Below are 4,706 nucleotides of genomic sequence, written 5' to 3'. Positions count from 1 at the left end.
ATCGACCCTTCCCCTCCAGTCCCCTCCAGGGAGGGTAAGACGGGATCGAGCCTCAGCCGTCCTGCGGCTGCGGGCCGTCGTAGCCTTCGATGACGATGAGGTCGGCGATCGAGTGCGGCTGGCGCACCTTGATGTTGGCCTGGTATTCCGGCGAGTTGTAGCAGGCGAGCGCGGTCTCGTAGTCAGGGAATTCGATCACGACGTTGCGGTTGCGGCTGGCGCCTTCGACGGCGGTGAACTTGCCGGCGCGGACGACGAAGCGGCCGCCCCATTTCTTGAAGATCGGGCCGTTGGCGATGGCGTAGGGCTTATAGCCCTCGTCATTGCTGACGTCGACACGCCCGATCCAGTAGCCTTTTGCCATTGTTCTTCTCCCTGTTGTTTAGTGGGTTAGCCGAGCGCTTGCGCGATCTCGGCGTGGATGGTGTCCGCGACCGCCTTGGGATCGGCGGCTTCCACAACCGGGCGCCCGACGACCAGATAATCCGCGCCGGCGGCGATCGCACGGCTAGGCGTCATGATGCGCTTCTGGTCGCCGCTGGCGGCGCCCGCCGGACGAATGCCGGGGGTGACGAGGCTCATCTGGTGGCCGACGATCTTGCGCAGGCTACCCACCTCCTCCGGCGAGGACACGAGGCCATCGACACCGAGCACCTGCGCCTGCTGCGCACGCGCCTCGACCAGCTCCGACACGCTGAGCCGATAACCGGCCGCATGCAAATCGTCGTCGTCGTAGGACGTCAGCACCGTCACGGCGAGGATCTTCAGGCTGGCGCTGCCGCGGCCTTCGACGGCGCCTTTCATGGTCTGCGGATAGGCGTGCACGGTGACGAAGGTCGCGCCCAGCTTGGCGACGCTCTCCACGCCGCGCGTCACGGTGTTGCCGATGTCGTGCATCTTGAGATCGGCGAACACCTTCTTGCCCGCATCAGCGAGCTTGCCGATCAGCGGCAGGCCGCCGGCATAAGCGAGTTGATAGCCGATCTTGTAGAACGTGACGCTGTCGCCGAGCTTCGCGATCATCGCCTCCGCGGCATCAACGCTCGGCAGATCGAGCGCAACGATCAGGCGGTCCTTCGGGGCGATCTCGGCTGGCGTCATGTCACCTCACATCATGCGTTGGGAAACGTCGATCAACTGCGCCACCAGCTGCTTCAGCGCGGCGATATCGCCCTCGTTCTTCAGCCTGTCCCTATCGTCATAGGCCTGGTCGGCAAAGGCGAGCGTGAGCTGGCTGGCAATCACGTTGGCGTGGCAGGCGGAGAGGATCAGCCGCAGGGCCTGCAGCGCGCGAGCAGCACCTAACCGGCTCTGCGACGCGCCGGCAAGCGCGAAGACCCGGTTGCGGAACACCTCTCCGCGCGCCTCGTGCAGCTCGTGCACGCGGCTGACCCAGTCGATCGCGTTCTTCAGCAGCGGCGGCACCGAGGCGTTGTATTCGGGCGAGACGATGAGGACGCCGTGATGCGCGCCGATCATGCGCTTCAGATTGATCGCGTGCTTGGGCACGCCGGATTTGGCCTGGAGATCGCCGTCATAGATCGGCAGCGGAAAATCGGCGAGCGAGATGCGGGTGACGTCGACGCCGGCCTGGACGAATTCGTAAGCAGCCACCGCCGCCAGCTTCGCATTGTGCGAGCCGGTGCGCAGCGAGCCGGGAATGATCAGGATCTTGGGGGCTGGCATCCAATCTCATGCATTCGGCGAAACGAGCCCGCCGCGCAAAGAGGAGCCGGCGGATTTAATGCTTGCGATACACCCAGACGCGGGCCGGCGGAAGGTTCATCCAGATCCGTTCCGAGGCCTCTGTGGACACGCCGGATAGCGATTTCGGGATCGGCGGCACCACCGCATAGGTGAACTGGATGAAGGGCGCACCGGGCGCGAGCGCGGTGAAGGCATCGCGGATGAGCCGCAGCCGCGTCAGCATCGGTTTGGTGACGAGCGGCAGGCCGGACACGACCGCGCTGGCCGGCGCGCTCAAGACATTCCAGAGCGTGTCGCGCAGGCGGTAGGCATCGCCCTGCACCACCTTGGCTTGCGGGTAGCGGTCGCGCAGCAGCGCGCAGAAGCCGGGATTGTATTCGACGAGAACGAGACGTTTCTGGTCGACCCCGCGCTCGATCAGCGCGGACGTGATGGCGCCGGTGCCGGGTCCGAGCTCGACCACCGGTGCGTCGGAATCGGGATCGACATAATGAGCCATGGTCCGCGCCAGCAGCTTGCCGGACGGCATCACCGCGCCCATGTGCAAGGGCTTTTCGATCCACGACCTGAGAAAGCGCACCTCGTCATCGAGACGAGGCTTCTTCAACGCACGCGCGGACGATGGCAATGGCATGTCGGGACCGGACGGAACCGCAGGACCGCGGCGTGTCAGAAAATGGTCATAAAGACGTATAGGCCGGAGGCGATACGGTCAAGACGCGTCAGTTCGCCCGATTGCCGAAGAAATCCTTGACCTTGGCGAAGAAACCCTCGGCTTCCGGCTGGGTGTTGCCGGAGGAGAGCTTCTCGAACTCGGCCAGCAATTCCTGCTGCTTTTTGGTCAGGTTCTGCGGGGTCTCGACCATGACCTGAACGTACATGTCGCCCATCTGGCGCGACCGCAGCACCGGCATACCCTTTGATGCAATGCGGAAACGACGGCCCGACTGGGTGCCGGCGGGCACCTTCACCTTGGTCTTGCCCTTCTCGATGGTCGGCACCTCGAATTCGCCGCCGAGCGCGGCGGTCACCATCGAGATCGGCACGCGGCAATGCAGATCCGCGCCGTCACGCTGGAAGAACTGGTGCTGGGCCAGCGACAGGAAAATGTAGAGGTCGCCGGGCGGTCCGCCGCGGACCCCCGCCTCGCCCTCGCCGGCGAGCCTGATCCGTGTGCCGTCCTCGACACCTTGGGGAATGTTGACCGAGAGCGTCCGCTCCCGGGTGACCCGCCCTTGTCCCGCGCAGGACGGGCAGGCGTCTTCGATCATCTGACCGCGGCCCTGACAGCCCGGGCAGGTCCGCTCCAGCGTGAAGAAGCCCTGCGACTGCCGCACGCGGCCGGCGCCGCCGCAGGTCGAGCAGGTCTTCGGCTTGGTGCCGGCCTTGGCACCGATGCCCGAGCAGGCCTCGCAGGTGACCGAGACAGGAATCTCGATCTGAGCGGTCTTGCCTCCAAAGGCTTCCTCGAGGGTGATTTCCATATTGTAGCGCAGATCGGCGCCGCGCTCGCGGCCGCCGCGGCCGCGCTGTCCGGCCATGCCGAACAGATCCTCGAAGATGTCGGAGAAAGAAGAGGCGAAGCCCGCGCCGAAGCCGGCGCCACCGCCGAAGCCACCGCCCTGCTCGAACGCGGCGTGGCCGTAACGGTCATAGGCGGCCCGCTTGTCCTTGTCCTTCAGGACCTCGTAAGCCTCGTTGATTTCCTTGAACTTGACTTCGCTGGTCTCATCCCCGGGGTTGCGGTCGGGATGGAATTTCATCGCCAGCTTGCGGAACGACGATTTCAGCTTGCCTTCGTCGGCGTCGCGTTCGACTTCGAGGGTCTCGTAATAGCAGCGCTTGGTGGACGTGGACATGATGGGCTCGGTCTATCCAATCGCGATTCAAGTTGGCGCGGAACAACGCTGACATGCGGCGGTATGAGCGCCCTTCGACCTTGCGGCAGAGGGCAGCCTGGCAGCGCTGAGAATAACGGCTGGGAATTGATCGATCGTAACGGGGCCGACTTTGAAGGAGTCTTGAAAGGAGTCCTGGCCCGTCCGTCCCGACACGACGGCCTCCCCCACGAGGGAGGAGGCCGGTAGCGTGTGTGGGGTCCAAGCCGTCCGCATCGTCACCCTCTCGGGGCTTAAGCGGACTTCTTGTTGTTCTTGTCGTCGTCGACCTCGGTGAATTCCGCGTCGACGACGTCGTCCTTGGCCGCATCCTTCTTGGCGTCGGCCTCGGCCTGCTGCTTGTACATGGCCTCGCCGAGCTTCATCGAAGCCTGCGCCAGCGTCTGGGTCTTGGCCTTGATCGCCTCGGCATCGTCGCCCTTCAACGCTTCCTTGAGGTCGCTGACGGCATCCTCGATGGCGCGGCGCTCGCTCTCGGCAACCTTCGAGCCGTGCTCGGCCAAAGCCTTCTCGGTCGAATGCACCAGGCCATCCGCCTCGTTCTTGGCGGTGACGGCCTCGCGGCGCTTCTTGTCCGCCTCGGCATTGGCCTCGGCGTCCTTGACCATCTTCTCGATGTCGGCTTCCGACAGACCGCCGGAGGCCTGGATGCGGATCTGCTGCTCCTTGCCCGTGGCCTTGTCCTTGGCAGAGACGTTGACGATGCCGTTGGCGTCGATGTCGAAGGTCACCTCGATCTGCGGCATGCCGCGCGGCGCCGGCGGAATGCCCATCAGGTCGAACTGACCAAGCATCTTGTTGTCGGCCGCCATTTCACGCTCGCCCTGGAAGACGCGGATGGTGACGGCATTCTGGTTGTCCTCAGCCGTCGAAAACACCTGGCTCTTCTTGGTCGGGATCGTGGTGTTGCGGTCGATGATGCGGGTGAACACGCCGCCCAGCGTCTCGATGCCCAGCGACAGCGGGGTGACGTCGAGCAGCAGCACGTCCTTGACGTCGCCCTGGAGCACGCCGGCCTGGATCGCAGCGCCGATCGCCACGACTTCGTCCGGGTTGACACCCTTGTGCGGCTCCTTGCCGAACAGCTGCTTCACGACTTCC

6 protein-coding genes are annotated in these 4,706 nt (G+C 64.8%); all 6 read right to left on the bottom strand.

Annotated elements, in window-relative coordinates; genetic code table 11:
* Positions 1 to 52 precede the first annotated feature (52 nt).
* A complete protein-coding gene (locus tag I6F21_RS37205) occupies positions 53 to 364 on the bottom strand; it encodes a DUF1330 domain-containing protein (protein ID WP_036003256.1) in 312 nt (103 codons plus the stop codon).
* A gap of 26 nt (positions 365 to 390) precedes the next feature.
* A complete protein-coding gene (gene pyrF, locus I6F21_RS37200) occupies positions 391 to 1,101 on the bottom strand; it encodes an orotidine-5'-phosphate decarboxylase (protein ID WP_036024347.1) in 711 nt (236 codons plus the stop codon).
* A gap of 6 nt (positions 1,102 to 1,107) precedes the next feature.
* Positions 1,108 to 1,686 carry an NAD(P)H-dependent oxidoreductase gene (locus I6F21_RS37195; RefSeq protein WP_225184328.1) on the bottom strand — a complete coding sequence of 193 codons (579 nt, stop codon included), beginning with the start codon at positions 1,684 to 1,686 and terminating at the stop codon, positions 1,108 to 1,110.
* 55 nt (positions 1,687 to 1,741) lie between these two features.
* Complete coding sequence (locus tag I6F21_RS37190; protein WP_036003251.1) at positions 1,742 to 2,341, bottom strand: rRNA adenine N-6-methyltransferase family protein; 600 nt, start codon at positions 2,339 to 2,341, stop codon at positions 1,742 to 1,744.
* Between the two features lie 88 nt (positions 2,342 to 2,429).
* Positions 2,430 to 3,566 carry a molecular chaperone DnaJ gene (dnaJ, locus tag I6F21_RS37185; RefSeq protein WP_036003248.1) on the bottom strand — a complete coding sequence of 379 codons (1,137 nt, stop codon included), beginning with the start codon at positions 3,564 to 3,566 and terminating at the stop codon, positions 2,430 to 2,432.
* 272 nt (positions 3,567 to 3,838) lie between these two features.
* On the bottom strand, positions 3,839 to 4,706 hold an 868-nt coding region (locus I6F21_RS37180), incomplete at its 5' end, for an Hsp70 family protein (RefSeq protein ID WP_225184327.1).

It is taken from the genome of Bradyrhizobium sp. NBAIM03 (genome assembly GCF_020194055.1).
Taxonomy (GTDB): domain Bacteria; phylum Pseudomonadota; class Alphaproteobacteria; order Rhizobiales; family Xanthobacteraceae; genus Bradyrhizobium; species Bradyrhizobium yuanmingense.
The sequence above is the reverse complement of the archived record's forward strand: the minus strand, read 5'-3'. Positions and strand labels throughout refer to the sequence as shown.

Bases quoted from the DNA above. Each gene is read 5' to 3' on its own strand.
- I6F21_RS37205 (WP_036003256.1), bottom strand. From the start codon at position 364: ATGGCAAAAGGCTACTGGATCGGGCGTGTCGACGTCAGCAATGACGAG.
- pyrF (WP_036024347.1), bottom strand. From the start codon at position 1,101: ATGACGCCAGCCGAGATCGCCCCGAAGGACCGCCTGATCGTTGCGCTC.
- I6F21_RS37195 (WP_225184328.1), bottom strand. From the start codon at position 1,686: ATGCCAGCCCCCAAGATCCTGATCATTCCCGGCTCGCTGCGCACCGGC.
- I6F21_RS37190 (WP_036003251.1), bottom strand. From the start codon at position 2,341: ATGCCATTGCCATCGTCCGCGCGTGCGTTGAAGAAGCCTCGTCTCGAT.
- dnaJ (WP_036003248.1), bottom strand. From the start codon at position 3,566: ATGTCCACGTCCACCAAGCGCTGCTATTACGAGACCCTCGAAGTCGAA.